The 14,282-nt window shown below is 37.5% G+C and carries 12 protein-coding genes and 1 pseudogene; 4 read left to right on the top strand and 9 right to left on the bottom strand.

All coding sequences use genetic code 11. The annotated features are described in order from the left end of the window. Positions 1-10: 10 nt before the first annotated feature. From LV92_RS15830 to LV92_RS15810, 5 genes and pseudogenes are all read right to left on the bottom strand, one after another. Positions 11-727 (bottom strand): GNAT family N-acetyltransferase, encoded by a 717-nt coding sequence (locus LV92_RS15830; protein ID WP_170126344.1) that lies wholly within the window; start codon positions 725-727, stop codon positions 11-13. Positions 728-732: 5 nt separating this feature from the next. Beyond that, positions 733-1,179 (bottom strand): DMT family transporter, encoded by a 447-nt coding sequence (locus LV92_RS15825; RefSeq protein ID WP_111624591.1) that lies wholly within the window; start codon positions 1,177-1,179, stop codon positions 733-735. Between the two features lie 3 nt (positions 1,180-1,182). Next, positions 1,183-2,163, bottom strand: a complete 981-nt coding sequence (locus LV92_RS15820; protein WP_111624590.1) for a cyclase family protein — start codon at positions 2,161-2,163, stop codon at positions 1,183-1,185. A gap of 70 nt (positions 2,164-2,233) precedes the next feature. After that, positions 2,234-2,812: a Crp/Fnr family transcriptional regulator gene (locus tag LV92_RS15815; protein WP_111624589.1), complete on the bottom strand. Its 579-nt coding sequence runs from the start codon at positions 2,810-2,812 to the stop codon at positions 2,234-2,236. Between the two features lie 370 nt (positions 2,813-3,182). Continuing rightward, a pseudogene (locus LV92_RS15810) lies at positions 3,183-3,662 on the bottom strand (GNAT family N-acetyltransferase); the annotation flags it as partial. Between the two features lie 620 nt (positions 3,663-4,282). On the opposite strand from LV92_RS15810, the gene LV92_RS15805 reads away from it, so the two are divergent. Beyond that, complete coding sequence (locus LV92_RS15805; protein WP_170126343.1) at positions 4,283-6,748, top strand: alkaline phosphatase family protein; 2,466 nt, start codon at positions 4,283-4,285, stop codon at positions 6,746-6,748. A gap of 26 nt (positions 6,749-6,774) precedes the next feature. Here the strand turns inward: LV92_RS15805 and LV92_RS15800 are convergent, their stop codons facing one another. Then, positions 6,775-7,485, bottom strand: coding sequence for a hypothetical protein (locus tag LV92_RS15800; RefSeq protein WP_111624587.1), 711 nt, complete (start codon positions 7,483-7,485; stop codon positions 6,775-6,777). A gap of 290 nt (positions 7,486-7,775) precedes the next feature. Here LV92_RS15800 and LV92_RS15795 point away from each other — a divergent pair, with 290 nt between their 5' ends. Beyond that, positions 7,776-8,153, top strand: a complete 378-nt coding sequence (locus LV92_RS15795; protein ID WP_111624586.1) for a cupin domain-containing protein — start codon at positions 7,776-7,778, stop codon at positions 8,151-8,153. Between the two features lie 54 nt (positions 8,154-8,207). Here the strand turns inward: LV92_RS15795 and LV92_RS15790 are convergent, their stop codons facing one another. The 3 genes from LV92_RS15790 to LV92_RS15780 all read right to left on the bottom strand — a co-directional run bounded on the left by LV92_RS15790 (position 8,208) and on the right by LV92_RS15780 (position 12,006). Beyond that, the gene (locus LV92_RS15790; protein WP_111624585.1) at positions 8,208-8,780 is read right to left on the bottom strand and encodes a hypothetical protein; all 573 of its coding nucleotides are present in this window, start codon (positions 8,778-8,780) and stop codon (positions 8,208-8,210) included. A 209-nt stretch (positions 8,781-8,989) separates the two neighbouring features. Further along, a complete protein-coding gene (locus LV92_RS15785) occupies positions 8,990-10,072 on the bottom strand; it encodes a nucleoside hydrolase-like domain-containing protein (protein ID WP_211323004.1) in 1,083 nt (360 codons plus the stop codon). A 119-nt stretch (positions 10,073-10,191) separates the two neighbouring features. Next, positions 10,192-12,006 carry a sialidase/neuraminidase family protein gene (locus LV92_RS15780; RefSeq protein WP_111624584.1) on the bottom strand — a complete coding sequence of 605 codons (1,815 nt, stop codon included), beginning with the start codon at positions 12,004-12,006 and terminating at the stop codon, positions 10,192-10,194. 352 nt (positions 12,007-12,358) lie between these two features. Between LV92_RS15780 and LV92_RS15775 the strand changes: the two genes are divergently transcribed. Both LV92_RS15775 and LV92_RS15770 read left to right on the top strand, forming a co-directional pair. Then, positions 12,359-13,030 (top strand): class I SAM-dependent methyltransferase, encoded by a 672-nt coding sequence (locus LV92_RS15775; RefSeq protein WP_111624583.1) that lies wholly within the window; start codon positions 12,359-12,361, stop codon positions 13,028-13,030. Between the two features lie 172 nt (positions 13,031-13,202). Then, positions 13,203-14,039, top strand: a complete 837-nt coding sequence (locus LV92_RS15770; protein ID WP_111624582.1) for a universal stress protein — start codon at positions 13,203-13,205, stop codon at positions 14,037-14,039. Positions 14,040-14,282 lie beyond the last annotated feature (243 nt).

Below are 14,282 nucleotides of genomic sequence, written 5' to 3'. Positions count from 1 at the left end.
GTATACTGTTTTAATGTTTTACAAAATTTTGAATAAGGAAATCTTCTTGAAATCCTGTTTTTAGATATAGTTCTTTTGCCATGGAAGACGCTTGTAGGGTGGCATAGATGGCACCTTGCTGTTTGGCCAGGTCCAAAACATGATTCAGTAGGTCTGCGGCATATCCCTTTCGCCTATGGTCCGGGACAACACCAATGGAATGAATGCCTGCCGTATTGGGATTATCTCTATAAAGAACAGCTGTTCCAATGGATTGTGGCCCATGGTTCCCAATGAGATAGTCTACCCGACCCATGGTGAGTTCTACTGTTTTCGGGCTGATAAAGTATCCAAAGGCTTTAAGGAAAAGATTGGACCACAGTACAGCTGAGCTGGCATCGCTTACCTTTTGGAAGGATAATCTATGTGTTCTATTGTGGGTGCCATTCAGCTGTAATGACATTCCGGTCAATTCATTTTTTAAGGAGAAACCACGGGACTTTAATAGTCCTTCCGGCACAATGTTTTGCCATATGGGAATAGTGATGCCGTCACTTTCACATCTAGTAAGGATTTCCTCCAATAGCTCTTGGGTTGGAGGCCTATGAAACCATAATTTATTAGGCCATTCCGATTCTGACACGGTGCTGATGGCGAAATTTTCATTATCCAAAAATTGACCGTCCTTAATGCCAGCCAAGCTCCATAAGCTTGTAAGATTTTTAATGTTTGCTGTAATCAAATCCATAATCATTAATATTTTATGAGTATTACTCCTAAGGTCATCACTATCATTCCCATAACTTTTTTAATGGTCATGGGTTCCATGGGCATTCCGAACCAACCAAAATGGCTCGCTATCGCTGCAAAAATTATTTGACCACTTAGTCCAAAAATTACCGCTGTAGATATCCCAATACGTGGAATGATGTAGTAAAAGAGGGTAACTGCCAAGAAACTTAAAGCCCCTCCTGTAAACCACATATAGGTGGGTATAGATTGTATTTGGTCTATACTTGGAAGTTCGCGGACGGTCATGAAAACTGCAATTAGTGTAAAACTTGCACTCATTACCAAGGCAGCGGTGGTAGCTAGCAAGGTGTTGTTTAGCAGTATCCCGAGCCTAGCGTTAATTCCACCCTGGATTACGACCAAAATACCTACCGAAAACGAGAGAAGTAATAGCGATGAATTGTTCATGGCTTACTTTTTTGTGTTAAAAGGGATGGCAAGGGGCCGCATTGGGGATCCGCTTGCACCCCTTAATTTTAGGGATGCCGCAATAAATGCAAATTCATAGACCTCATCTTTGGATAGCTCTTCCAAGGATAGCTGCTCTATGAACATTACCCCTTTTTCGGCGAGTAGATAGGTGTGCACAGGTACCCAATTGTCTTCCCGTTCTGGCGGAAATGCCTCAAAACTAAGGTTATCGGCACCCAAGAGCATAATTCCTTGCTCTTCTACCAACCACTTAACGGCCTCAAGGCCAATACCTGGATAGTTATCTAGGTAGTGTGAGGCATCTTCGTAGAATTCGGCTTGGCCGGTTCTGATCAAAACAACATCCCCGCTCTTTAGCTTTATACCCTGTTTTTTAAGGGTGAGCTGTAAGTCTTGGGAGGTGATGTGATAGTTTTTTGGAAGGGGTCCTTTTGCATCCGCCACATCCAAGAGTACTCCTCTGGCAATAATTGGAGGAATAGTTTCTGCTCCGGTCTTCTTCCAGCCCTTGTTTCCTAGGTATTCCTCTGGGGTAAATCCGTTCCATATTTTCCCATCCAGGCCAAAGTGGTTCAGGGCATCTATGTGTGTGCCCATATGGGTATACAAGGAGATGGCGTCCCCGGTATAGCTTACCTTTCTGTTCATTTCCTCACCTAGGCCATTGGGATTGTCCACTATAGTGCCGTGTGGTGTATGTGTAAGCCAATACTGGTATCCAGGATCTCCCAGCGAATGAAAACTGGGCATCCCAACAAAGTATTCTACACTGAGGTCGTAGGTCTTTCCAGAGGATATTTTGGAGAGTACCTGAAGCTTTGAAGCTTCGGTCATCATATTAAGGGTGCCAATTTGATCCTGTGGTCCCCATGGGCTTTTACCCACTGTTTCTTGTTGTTGCCCTCTCAACATTAACTGAAAAAAGAGCAGGACTGCAATTAAAATCTTAGTTCTTTTCATGGTTTAAATAATTTGTTTGTGCAAATATTAAAACCATGTGGAACTATTCCATTAAGGTATCTTAAGAACGCTAATAATCCCTTATATTTTTCCGGATGGAGCTTAGGTGCTCTGGGGTCACCCCCAAGTAGGAGGCAAGCATATATTGAGGAATCTGTTGTTCTATGTCTCTGTAACGCTCAATAAACTCAAGGTAACGTTGCTCGGCGGACTGACTCATATTATTGATAGTTCTTTCCTGTAGGGCAACATAGCCATTCTGTGTTTTGATACGGAAAAATCTATCCATCATATGGATTTTATCAAAGAGTTCATTTAATCTATCCCTATGTATTTGAAGTACGGTACTCTGTGTAATGGCCTGAATGAAGAATGTTGCAGGTTTTTGGGTGAGATAGGCATACAAGTCGTTGATCCACCATCCACTTATCCCAAATTGTAGAATATGTTCAACACCCAATTCATCTAGGTTATACAGTTTTACGCATCCCTGGGAAATGAAGCGCATATGGTTGGAATATTCCCCGCTTTGAAGTAAAAATTGTTTCTTTTTAAGATGGACCGGTTCAAACGATTTCTTGATCAGCTTGGATTCATCTTCGGTAAGAGGTACTAATTCCTTAATATTTCCAATGAGGAGGTCATACATTATTCACAGATTGGATTACACTTAAATTTATAAAGTTAAACGTCGAATAAAAATATTATCAGTCAATTTCTATAATCAAGGCGGTATTGTCATGTTCTAAATAACCGTGACGGTTGATTGGAATAAAAATAGTTAATTAAGGTAAACGACCATAATGCTGTTGATCTTTTTCGGTTTATAAGTACCCATTGTTATTTCTTATGGTGTATGTGGGAATTGAAGTTTTAAGTATAGACGGGAAAATGAAAATTTTGTTCTTTATCCATTTTTATTCAACTAATCCAAAGTATACTTCCACAATTTTTAAATAGCCAACTTCTAATATTGCAAAATCGCTTTAGTAAAATTGCCATCCTCAGTAAATTGGGATTTAACGGTTCCAATTCTCCTTGTCTATACGAAATATATTGAAGGATTTTATCATTTTTTCGAATGTCATTCCATTTCTCAAAGCGACCTTTTCAGAGCTTAGGTTATCTTCATGAATCATAGAGATCAATGAATCAGCAAAGTTGTTTTCAAAAGCATAATTTTTACATTTTGTAGCAGCTTCGATAGCAAAACCTTTTTTCCAAAACTCTGGCAGTATAGAGTAACCTATTTCCAATCTCTCCCTATTTTCAATGGTTTGGACTAGGAGCCCACATTGACCAACAAGTCGGTTTGTTCTTTTTTCGATCAGCACGTTCATTCCGCCCAGATCATTTTGGTATCTATGAAAAGCTTTATCAAACCAAATTTTGCATAATTCCGGTTCCGTTAGTTTTGGATCAAGGTCTAAATATTCCGCCACTTTATCTGCCTTAAATAAATTCACCCAAGAATCGAAATCCTCTACTTTAAGTAGTCTAAATTTTAATCTTTCGGTTTACTGTCCTGTAAGTAGGTATTTCATTTGTCAGCAAGTGTAACCCAAAGATAAAGGATCATGGTAAATATGTCTTTTATAGCCTTAGTATAGTAAATCCAAATTATTTCTGTAGTTTGGATACTATTGGTGTAAAGCCCAAGAAAGGCTTCATAAATACAAGGCTAGGGTTGAAACCTATTCTTAAAAAAACAATTGAAAAAAGATGGAAGACAAATGTAAATTTTTTAAACAGTCATTGATTATGTGGATCAGGTCACCAAAGTCCAAATTTATTTATTGTCTTTTCTTGCAATTTAAATTCAGTAAATAATTAGGTGCAAACAAAAAGAGAAATGAAAAGGATCTACAGTGAATTAAATTTCTCAGAAGATATTTCCTTATATTTAATGGTTTGTCTATCGCATGACATATTTGGTGAATATCAAAACACTTTGATAAATTAGTTAATCAGTATGAACCACTTCAAAAAATCAATAAAATCAATTGTCCTTATTTCCCTAGTTGGTTTAAGTTTTCTATTCAGTTGTAATTCAGTAAAAATTAAAGAAAATTCCAAAAAGCAGTTTACTGTTGCTCCGGATTTATTTAATCGTAGAGCAATGGTAGGACCTCAGGAGGATGGTAGCCATGTAGTTGCTACTTCACAAATAATAAATCCAGCTGGTAATACGGTAGTTTTTCCTGGAAGGCCTACGGATCTTGCTTTAAATAATGCAGAAACTATTGTAGCTATAAAGAATAAGAGTGATTTGACATTCTTGGATGTAAACAGTCAATCGATTATACAAACATTGGAATTGCCCAAAGGCGGTAATACATTTGAAGGTATTGAATGGGCGTCAAATGATTCTATTGTTTGGACTACCGACACCGAAGGTATTTTAAGGTCGGCCATATTGGGTGTGAATGGTTTTAATTGGCATAAAGAAATTACATTAAAAGGTCCTGAAAAGGAAGATAACAACAGGTCTTATCCTGGTGGTTTTGTTATTGATGAAGCACAAGAATTGATTTATGTAACCCTTAGTCGTAATAATAGTCTTGGTGTTGTAAACACAAAAACAATGGAGTTGGAAACGCAGATTCCCGTGGGAATAGCTCCTTTTACTGTAATTATAAAAGATTCTAAGGCTTATGTAACCAATTGGGGAGGGCGCACTCCAAACTCGGAAGATATAACAGGGTTAACCTCTGGGTCAGATGCTGTTATTGATCCCAAAACGGGTATTGGTTCTTCAGGAACCATTTCGGTAGTTGATTTAAAAAGTAGAACCGTGTTGAAGGAAATCGAAGTTGGTTTGCTTCCATGTAATATGGTATTGTCAAATGACGCGTCAAGGTTGTATGTTGCCAATGCCAACAGTGATATCATATCTGTTATTGATACCAAACAGGATGTAGTATTAAAATCTATTGAAACAAAACCCAGTGCAGAACTACCTTTTGGGAGTGCTCCCAATGCTCTTGTATTGGAACCATCTGGGAAATTATTATATGTAGCCAATGGTGCTAATAATTTACTTGCCGTAATAGATCTTGAAACAGATAAAGTAACTGGATTAATCCCTACAGGATGGTATCCAGGGGCCGTTGTTATGAATAAAGCCGGGTCAGGGTTAATCGTGGCTAATGTAAAAGGCACTGGAGGTAGATGGGAAGAACGTTCTAAAATTCCTAAGGGAGGTTATAACTCACATGATCATATGGGGTCTGTCTCCTTCATACCAGTTCCTGGAGAGGAGGAGTTAAATAGCTATTCATTGCAAGCGGCCTCTAATATGAGACTTCCAAAAATAATTAACGAATTGAATATTGAAGCTACTGAAGAAAAAGTGGTGCCTTTGCCCACCCGTCCGGGTGAAAAGTCTGTATTTAAACATGTGCTTTATATTATTAAAGAAAACCGGACATATGACCAGGTATATGGGGATCTTCCTCAAGGCAATGGAGATGCCAGTTTATGTCAGTTTGGGAGGGAAGTAACCCCCAACCAACATGCCCTTGCAGAGAAATATGTTTTGTTGGATAACACTTATTGCAATGGAGTGCTTAGTGCCGATGGACATATGTGGGCTATGGAAGGATTTGTTACCGATTATCTCGAAAAAAGTTTCGGAGGTTTTGTTAGAAGTTACCCCTATGATGGAGATGATGTCTTGGCATATTCTTCAGGGGGTTTTATATGGGATAAGGTTTTGGATGCAGGACTTTCTTTTCGCAACTATGGCGAATTTGTAATAGCGGATATTGAACCAAAAGAAGCCACTTGGACCGAGCTATATAATCAATTTAAAGCAGGTACCAATGAAATAAAGATCAGGGCAACTACAGAGGTCAAGTCTCTGGAGCCTTATCTTTGCCCAACCTATGTTGGATTTCCGGGAAAAGTACAGGATGTTTACCGCGCAGGGGAGTTTATAAAAGAATTAAAGGAATTTGAAAAGAATGATAACTTTCCGAATTTTACAGTAATGCTTCTACCTAATGATCATACAGTGGGTACCAGAGCTGGATATCCTACACCTAGAGCAACTGTTGCAGATAATGATTTGGCGTTAGGGCAAATAGTAGAAGCGGTAAGTCATAGTAAATTCTGGGCAGAAACGGCCATTTTTGTTATTCAGGACGATACTCAGGCAGGTTTAGATCATGTAGATGGCCGCAGAACAGGTGCCTTGTGTATAAGTCCGTACACCAAAAGGGGAGAGGTAATAAGCACTCACTATAATCAAAATAGCTTTCTCCGCACCATGGAATTGATTTTGGGATTATCGCCTATGACACAATTTGATCTATTAGCGGAGCCATTGGTTGATTGTTTTACCAGTGAGCCAGATTTTTCTCCCTATAAAGTGATACCTAATAATATTAAATTGGATGAGATGAACCCAGAGTTGTCTTCGATTTCTAATGAGAAACAATTGTATTATGCACAAAAATCAATGGAAATGCCACTTGATGATATTGATGAGGCGGATGAAAGCATTTTTAATAGGATAATTTGGCATTCCATAAAAGGCTATGACGTAGAGTATCCAATTTTGGTCAATAATAAGGATAAATAGAAAATTAGAGATTTACTTTCGTTCCCTTAGCAAGTTTTGTAATACGTTACATTCGGAGTTAAATCGTCCGTTAATAGTTGAATCCAACCGGTGAAGGTCTTGAGTTTTATTTCCTCAAAATTACCTTTACTGGAACATGGGTGATCACTATATTTGGTTACAATAACTTTGCACCATAATCCTTTGACTTCTTGGGTAAGTTTTATTTCCAATAAATCTCCTTTCAAATCTAAAATTAGTTCTGAATTTTCTGAAGGATTTTCCCTTAAATGGAGACCAGGTTCTTTTGCATAGTACCCAATTACTTCCGGACTTTTCTCAATTAGATATTGCATCCAATTAACAATTTGCAATCCCTTATCCTCCAATTCTCCTAATTTAATCCAATAGCCATTTTGTAATTTAACAAAATTTGAATGTTCATCAATGTACAGCAGAGCTGTAATATCATCGCCTATTATTTTTATGTTAGGATGTTCTATTGGTTCTAATTCCCCTTGCACTTTAATGAATATTCCCCTTGATTTATTTTGACGATCTTTTCCGGAGTCTTGAACAATTCTTCCTTGAACTTCACCATTGGGTTTGTTATAAATCTGGATGCCAGACTCCGGAACATAAGCACAACAAAAATTAGAGACGTTAGCTTCTTTGGGTACAATTAGACCCTTAGTAATTTGGGCATAAAAAGATTGACTTAAAGTGAAAACGGCAATAAAAAGGAGTTTTAATTTCATTGGGTTACAAGTTGAATCTGAATAAAAGGATTGCCATTTGGCTCAATAATCATTTATAAAGGGCGTGCAGCCTATTGTAAAAACTGGCTTAAAAGTATTATTTTTTAAGTGAACTACTGTATATCTATGAGAAAGACATTTAAGCTAATAATTCTTCTTGAGCATTAGACTTACACTTTTTGCATAGCAGAAGTTATTAAGATGACCCTTAATTTCTTTGGGTTAGATTTAATCACCGCACCTTTTAAAATATTTTTCCGTAACTTATTGTACACTAAACATATACGATCATGAAAATTAAAAAGGAAAGCATTCCGATCACCATGCAAGCACCAGGTACTACAATGCGGGCTCAACCTGATTTTGGAGGAATGACCGTTTGTTTCAATGAATTACCAAAGGGCACCGATTTCACACCACTCTTACAAGGTTTGAATAATGACAGTTGTCATTGTCCTCATTGGGGATATATATTGGAAGGTGCTTTGTTAGTTATCTATGATGATGGAAAAGAAGAATTACTCGAGAAGGGAGATGTTTTTTATATGCCATCAGGACATACGGCTATAATTCAGAAAGATGTTAAAATGATTGATTTTAATCCAACAAAAGAATTCAACGAGGTAATTACCCATGTTGGAAAAAAAATGGCCGAATTGGGAGGATAAATCTCATTCAATTTAACTCCAGCTATAACAGGGTAGGTTAGTAGAGTTAATATACTACGATATTCTTTTAATAGTATTTATTGGAAACGAAATTCCAAAAGCAGCTGCTCCTGAGAACTGTTTCATACTTGGATGAAAATAATAGGTGAAGGCAATATCAAAATTCTGGTTGGGTCCCAATTCCAATCCAATAGAGCAGGGGACGTGAACAATTAATCCACTTTTATCAAAATCTGTATATGGTGTTAAGGTTTTAAATGACCCTATAGATGTGCCAACCCCAGCTTCTATATAGGGGGCAACCCATGGAATAGGAGCCGTTATTCTTGTTTTTCCTCCGATTAAAAATGCTTTGGAAGTTGCTTTATAAGGAGTTGGATTCTCATTTAAGTCCTCACCATTGGATTTTGTCAAAATTAGTCCAGCATATGGCCTCATGTCCATCCACTTGGCAAGGGTAAATACATATTCGCCCTGTAGGTAAAATCCAGTGGCGGCTACATTAACATCATCATAGGGTGCACTTAACCCGTAACCTACAGAAAAGGCAATGGACTCATCTTTTATTAATTGGGACTTGACCTGGGAAAAAGCCAGTATTGCTATAATTATTATGGTTTTTTTCATAATGGCTGGTCGCAATCGTATCTAATTATCGAATGCATATCTTAAACTAAGATAGCAATTCGGAAGTATATTTTGATATAATATTTTAAGGGTAAATAGCCTTTTGGAAAGAAACTTTATTGTGGAGATTTCATCTAAATGTACAGGTGGTTTTACCAGTGCCTTTTAAGTAGTCCGTATTATAGTTTGGAAGTTTTTTGTTACAATGACTACCTATCATATCTGTCCCACCGATTCTTCCAATCATTCATTACATTATATCGCCATTTTCCTATAGTCATTTGGCATTCAGCAGGAGATTTGTCAAGATCAATATAGTAATTGGGATGAGTATTTTTGTCTGAATGCCTAAACTGTCCGCCCCAACTTTCTTGGGTGGGGTCATCAACGTTTCCCACACCACCAATTATAGGAGACATTAAATACAACAGTGAAGGGCTATCTCCTTCCTTTAAACTGTTTTTGGGATAATTGGCCAATGGAAAGACATCACCGCATTTTTCTTGAAACAAGCCATCGTGGGTAGAGCCGTGGTTACGAATATTGAAATCGGTGAAACTGGTATAGGACCATTCTCCATCTTGAATTCCGGATTGATAAACACCACGAAAAGTTTCATGTTTGCCCCTTGGAAGGATTCCGTTTTCAATCCACCATAATTCAGGGTATTCATTTTCCATGAAGGTATATACAAAATTCCTGCTTACGGGGTCATGTAGGGTGTTGGAAGAACTGATATAGTAGATCCTTATTTTATCGGCAATGTCAGGAGCATCGTGAAGTGCCTGGGCAGTTGTTGTTAAACTTCCCCACACCAATATCCATATTGGACTTTCCTTCGTATAATTTTGGGCTGTTTTAATTATCCATTCAGAACCTTCTGTACTCTGGTTGTCCGAAGGGCCTCCTGGTTTTTTTGCTCCCGATTTTATGATGGAGAGCAAATCTTCCTCCCGCATTAATTGTCGGTAACCGTTTTTACGCAAATGTTCAACATCTATCCTCTTGATCCAATTTTCAATTAGTCCTGTATGTTCTATGGTATCCCAAGGGTGGTGATCAATATCTGAATTGGGCGTTGCTACAATACCTTTTATCTTGATTATATCAGAATAATGCACAGTTCTGAACAATGATTGTATATCATCGGGATCACCTCCCAGATCTGTATCAATAATAACATCAAAGGTTTTGTTTGATGTTGACTCTTGTGCATTCGCAAACAAGATGGTTGTCAACATAATCAGGATATATACCCTATAATATCTCCCACTCTTGTTTATTCTTTTCATTTTCAATTGTTTTTGATGCTATTGTGTCTTCCAAATAAGGGTTCCATTTAATAGAAGTAGCGGTATTTAAGTATCAATCTTGCGGTCTTAAAGACAGATGTTTAATTGAAAATAGTACGTTAAAAAATTTGTTTAATAAATACATCATCAATTAAATAACTCGAAAGCTTTTGTTTTTCATCGGCACCCTTTAAGGGTGGCAATTCCACTTCGTTGGGAGTCTTCCTGCTAGGTATATCGCGATAAGCCCCCGTTCTAAATGAAATTCTTTCAGCAGATTTTACAGCCACTACTGCAGCTAAATTATCTGCTACTGTCTTATCATTGATAGCAAGGGAATAGAAACCCAAGCCACGGGTATCATAATTTATTTTAAAGGAATACCATTTATTGACCTCGAACTTCTGTAAAGACATAATTTTAGCCCCATTTGCAGCCTTAATATAACCATCCGTGTCAAATGATATTTGTACAGGTCTGTTGCCATAACGGTCAGTAATGTCAATATCGAACTGGGTAGTATCCATTGCTTTAACTTTCAACTTAAAACTTGCTGTAACTACTTTGCTTTCTTCAAAAACACGGATCGCCCTGCAATAATCATATGGGTCCATATCCTTCATTTGCAAACATTGATTGCCGTTGTTTTCTTTGATCAAACTTGCTTTTGCCCAGGTTGGCGAATAAATGTTCCAATCTATAACATGTCCAGTGATGTCCATATTTTCAAAGTCATTGGTAATGTCTTCGTCCACTTTGTATTTAATAGGTGTGGGAATACGGGATACCCACATATCCTCTTTATTCATGCTGTAGGTCATCCACATGTCCGTACCTGGAGGGTTTCCATTACCTGGCGTAATGCCTCGCATATAACAGGGGCCGAAATCTTTCCATATGCCATAGAATCGCCTGGCAGGAACTTCTCCTTGGACGAGCAGCAGATCATCATATAGAATACCGTCATCACTACTTGTAATTGCCATGGGAAAACGATACTCCGATTGATCTACAGGGTTATATGAAATTGCATATCTGTCATCTTCTGTTCTTTGCCCCCACATTTTACCTCCGGACATGACTAAAGAATTTACTTTTACAGGGTCTGAAAAGGTAATACCCCCATCGTTGGAAAGTGATGCAAAGGAGTGTTTAAAAAGTCCCACTATCTTTCCATCTTTCCTTACATGCCAATTAAAAGCCTGTTCAGAATTGTTGAAGGTGTAAAAACCATCAACGCCATTATCCTCTTCAAACCATTGTAGGGTCATTAATTTATCTTTCAAAAGAGAATCACAAGCTTCTAAAAATCCTTTATTTGTTGATTTTTTAAAGAATGGATATGTGGTGTTGGATTCATTCCAATTTGTTTGGCTATCATACCTTATAAAATAGATGGGACCCATACTCCCATCTTTGTAAATTTCGCGTACTACACGCCCTATACCATTTTCCCGGAACGGATCTTCCGTGTGACCATAAAAAGCCAAGGTCAGTAATCGGCCATTGGGTGCAACATAAAAGCCCATTCGCTGATGCATCATATAACCCGTTGATCCCTCCGGGATTTTAACTCCTTCCGGAGCTTTATAAGGAGGAAAAATCACTTTGGGAAAACTCCAGTCTTTTCCATTCTTGGAAGTAATCAACATTGTTTGCACGGGTGATCTATGCTCATCGGCTTCACCACTAATATATTGTTGGTAGAATTGACCATTCCAATAGGCTAGGTTGGACGCATGACTATATGTCCATCCATATCCATCACTTAACTCTGGATGTGTACGGTTTGCTCGAAAGGTTTGAATATTTTCGACACCAATGGCATATCTTAAGCCCGCTTCGTGGGTAAAGGGGTCAATATGTGTGCCGCCAATGTAGCGTATAGGTTCGTTTTCACTGCCTGTTTGGGCTTTCGAAATTTGACAAGACATTATAATTAGGAAAATAACACAGTTTATGGCTATTATTTTCACTAGAGTAGCTAAATTTAAAATTGTAGTTGGGTATCCAGCTTTCATTGGTATGTATAAAGATTAATCATTTATTTTATTCAATTTGTTCAGGGTTTTTACCATCCAAGTTTACTCTTAGATTGTTTAAACCTTCAAAGCGCTGGTTACAACATGGTGACCGGACAAATATTTTGAATCTAAGATAGCAAATACCAATTAATAACTTTTACCATTACTTGATTAGCAAAATGCATGGAAAAGTAAAAATACATTGGAATGGATATTAAGCTGATTTTGTAGTTTGCAGTGCCAACTAGAGTGTTTATGGAGAATGAAAGAAAATAGAATAAAAAGAACAAAGAAGCCTTGGCCCACCAAAGCGACTATGGAACAGGTTTATGAAATGAACCTGTGGGGCGGAAACGAATCCGATTTTTATTCCGGCGCAGGGTCACATCACCCAGAAATAGTAAACCCTTATATAGCTGTACTAACATTATTCTTGAGCTCGTTTAAAGAACCCTTAACCGTATGCGATTTAGGTTGTGGGGATTTTAATGTTGGAAAGGAATTGGTAGGGCATACCAGGAAGTACATAGCCATAGATATAGTTACAGGGCTTATAGCCCGTAATAGGGAAAAATATAAGGCAGATAATTTGGAGTTCCATTGTTTGGATATCGCCCTTGATGAGTTGCCTTCTGGGGATTGTGCTATATTGAGACAAGTGCTTCAACATTTATCCAATGAGGAAGTACAAAGTGTAGTGGGTAAGTTGTACAATTATAAATATGTTGTTTTAACGGAACATTTACCTGAAGGGGATTTTGTACCCAATAAGGATATTATTTCTGGACAGGGAATTAGGTTAAAAAAGCAAAGCGGTCTAAACTTATTGGCCCCACCATTTAATTTAAAAGTAAAGGAAAAAAAACCATTATTATCCCATGTTTTAAATGATGGTAAAGGGGTAATAGTAACTACGCTTTATAAAATATTATAGGATTACATCTTGTTGATGTACTTGGTTGTATTTAAAGTTTAACTTACCAGGGTTTCAATTTTAACCAAAGGACGGTCCTTAAGCTGGCCTGTTTAAAGAGGTATTGCCCTACTGATAAATATCATAGCATCCCAGTTTTTAAAAAAATATATTTGGGCAAACAGGTTCAATTATGACACGAAGAATACTTTGTCCTACGGATTTTTCAAGAAATGCTCAAAATGCAATTGATTATGCCATTGCACTTTTCAAGAAGGAAAAGTGTGTTTTTTATATTCTAAACACTTATCAAGTTGAAGCTTATACTTTGGAGCTCACGTTTACCAATACATTGGAGCAATCCAAAAAGAAATCGACTGATGGATTGCAAATTGTTCGTGATTGGGTAACTGCTGATAAGGCTGTTCATCATGAATTCCACACGGTATCAGAACGTGGTAATTTAATTGATACCATGAAAAATATGGTGGATAAACACAATATAGATATTGTTGTTATGGGGACCAAGGGAGCTGCGGATTCTAGAATGGAAATTTACGGGAGCCAGACGGTTCTTGCCATGGAAGAAATAAGAAGCTGTCCGGTACTTGCCATACCTTCAAAAACAACCTATACCAAAATAAAGGAAATTGTTTTTCCAACGGATTATAGGACTACCTTTAAAAGACATGAATTTCAGTCTATGGTAGATATAGCAAAAATCTCAAAATCATCAATAAAAGTGTTAATTGTGCTCCCCAAGGATGAAATACTGGATGAAGACCAGATTAATAATCAAAACCTTTTAAAAGATTATTTTGAAGGCTTGGACTGTTCTTTCCATTCCATAATTAACAAAGATGTGCAATCTGCAATCAATGTGTTCTTACAGAGTAGTGGTAGTAATATGATTGCCTTTATGAACAGAAGGCACCATTTTTTTAAAATGATATTATCCCGACCTATGGTAAAAAACCTGGGTTATTACAGCACTATACCGGTTTTGGCTTTACACGACTTTAGAAAATGATGATAGGAGTACTATGATGGACTCTCAGGAATTGGGCAATGTGCGTAGTTGCGCATAATACGGTTAAAGGGGAGTGTTATGCACTACAATAGAAGTCAACAGGAAGCTTTAACTGCATACATTTGGAGTTCATTAAAAAGACCACAACATTTTATATAGCAGTTCTAATATAGGTATGTAGAAGGATTTTAGGATAAATGGGTCTGTGTTATATTATTTCTAGGGATGACCAATATCATATTA

It is taken from the genome of Arenibacter echinorum, assembly GCF_003259375.1.
Taxonomy (GTDB): Bacteria; Bacteroidota; Bacteroidia; order Flavobacteriales; family Flavobacteriaceae; genus Arenibacter; species Arenibacter echinorum.
This window is presented reverse-complemented; position numbering and strand designations above follow the sequence as displayed.

Coding starts and splice junctions, on each gene's coding strand:
- LV92_RS15830 (WP_170126344.1), bottom strand. CDS start 727: ATGGATTTGATTACAGCAAACATTAAAAATCTTACAAGCTTATGGAGC.
- LV92_RS15825 (WP_111624591.1), bottom strand. CDS start 1,179: ATGAACAATTCATCGCTATTACTTCTCTCGTTTTCGGTAGGTATTTTG.
- LV92_RS15820 (WP_111624590.1), bottom strand. CDS start 2,163: ATGAAAAGAACTAAGATTTTAATTGCAGTCCTGCTCTTTTTTCAGTTA.
- LV92_RS15815 (WP_111624589.1), bottom strand. CDS start 2,812: ATGTATGACCTCCTCATTGGAAATATTAAGGAATTAGTACCTCTTACC.
- LV92_RS15805 (WP_170126343.1), top strand. CDS start 4,283: ATGGTAGGACCTCAGGAGGATGGTAGCCATGTAGTTGCTACTTCACAA.
- LV92_RS15800 (WP_111624587.1), bottom strand. CDS start 7,485: ATGAAATTAAAACTCCTTTTTATTGCCGTTTTCACTTTAAGTCAATCT.
- LV92_RS15795 (WP_111624586.1), top strand. CDS start 7,776: ATGAAAATTAAAAAGGAAAGCATTCCGATCACCATGCAAGCACCAGGT.
- LV92_RS15790 (WP_111624585.1), bottom strand. CDS start 8,780: ATGAAAAAAACCATAATAATTATAGCAATACTGGCTTTTTCCCAGGTC.
- LV92_RS15785 (WP_211323004.1), bottom strand. CDS start 10,072: ATGAAAAGAATAAACAAGAGTGGGAGATATTATAGGGTATATATCCTG.
- LV92_RS15780 (WP_111624584.1), bottom strand. CDS start 12,006: ATGTCTTGTCAAATTTCGAAAGCCCAAACAGGCAGTGAAAACGAACCT.
- LV92_RS15775 (WP_111624583.1), top strand. CDS start 12,359: ATGAAAGAAAATAGAATAAAAAGAACAAAGAAGCCTTGGCCCACCAAA.
- LV92_RS15770 (WP_111624582.1), top strand. CDS start 13,203: ATGACACGAAGAATACTTTGTCCTACGGATTTTTCAAGAAATGCTCAA.